2 protein-coding genes are annotated in these 1,046 nt (G+C 72.5%); both read right to left on the bottom strand.

Annotated features, from left to right (window positions below; genetic code table 11):
- Positions 1-90: 90 nt before the first annotated feature.
- A complete protein-coding gene (locus ACWDO5_RS35745; protein ID WP_450534684.1) occupies positions 91-612 on the bottom strand; it encodes a sensor histidine kinase in 522 nt (173 codons plus the stop codon).
- Positions 588-746, bottom strand: coding sequence for a histidine kinase dimerization/phospho-acceptor domain-containing protein (locus ACWDO5_RS35740; protein ID WP_450534683.1), 159 nt, complete (start codon positions 744-746; stop codon positions 588-590). Before ACWDO5_RS35740 ends, ACWDO5_RS35745 begins: the two co-directional genes overlap by 25 nt.
- Positions 747-1,046: the final 300 nt, after the last annotated feature.

Raw genomic sequence — 1,046 nt, 5'->3', positions numbered from 1 at the left:
GGATACCACCCGCCCATCCCCGGACACCGACCCAAACCGGATAAGAAACCGGTCTGAAGATCACTCTCAAACCACGCCGGTGGATCGAGGCTAAGGCATTCCCTCCGGGGTCGGACCGGGCGCGGGCGGGCCCAGTTCCAGCGTCACCCGGGCACCGCCGGCCGGACCGGTTGCCAGGTCCAGCCGCCCGCCGCTCGATTGGGCGACTCGACGGGCGATGTCCAGTCCGAGGCCGGTCGACCCGCCCCGGCTCGCGCCCCGCCGGACCTGGTCCGCCGACAGGCCGGGACCGTCGTCCGCCACCGTCAGCAGGGCTCCGCCGCCGGCCCTGGGCGCCAAGGTGACGGCGAACGCGGTGCCGTCGGGTGTATGGGCGAACACGTTACCCAGCAAAGCGTCCAGGGCGGCGGCGAGTTCGTCGGCGGGGACCCCGACGGGCAGCGGGCCGTCGGCCAGCACATCGAGGGTGACTGCCCGGCCGGTGTCCTCGGCCAGTACGGTCCAGAACGCCACCCGGTCGCGTACCACAGTGGTCGACTCACAGGCTGCGTCGGCATGTGCATCCCGACGATGGCGGGCCTGGCCGATCAGGCCGGTGACTGCCCGTTCCATGGCGTCCACGCCCATGGTGATGCGGGCGGCGTCGGCGGCGTCGCAAGTGACTCGGCCTCCAGCCGCAGTGACGTCAGCGGGGTACGCAGCCGGTGGGAGAGGTCGGCGACCTCTACCGTCGACCACCCGGGCATCGTGGAACACCGCCTCCGGCGGCCCCGCGCAGCCCGGGCAGACGGACCCAGATCCGAAAGCGGCCGGCCCGGGCCGCCGGCAGGTGGCCACGACGGCGAATGAACCGCACCGCTGGTGGTTCACCGGGATCAGCCGTAGGAGAGGTCGGAGCAGAGGTCGTGGTCGGCGGAGCGTGCCTGGCCGCTGACGGCTGTGGGTAGGGGTGCGGGTGCGGCCGGGGCGGTGGATGCAGTGGGGGTGGTGGCGTAGTCCTGGCCGGTGACGAGGTTGAGCTGGGCGCCGGGGAGGGATTGGAGTTC

The organism is Streptomyces sp. NPDC000880, assembly GCF_053599675.1.
The sequence above is the reverse complement of the archived record's forward strand: the minus strand, read 5'-3'. Positions and strand labels throughout refer to the sequence as shown.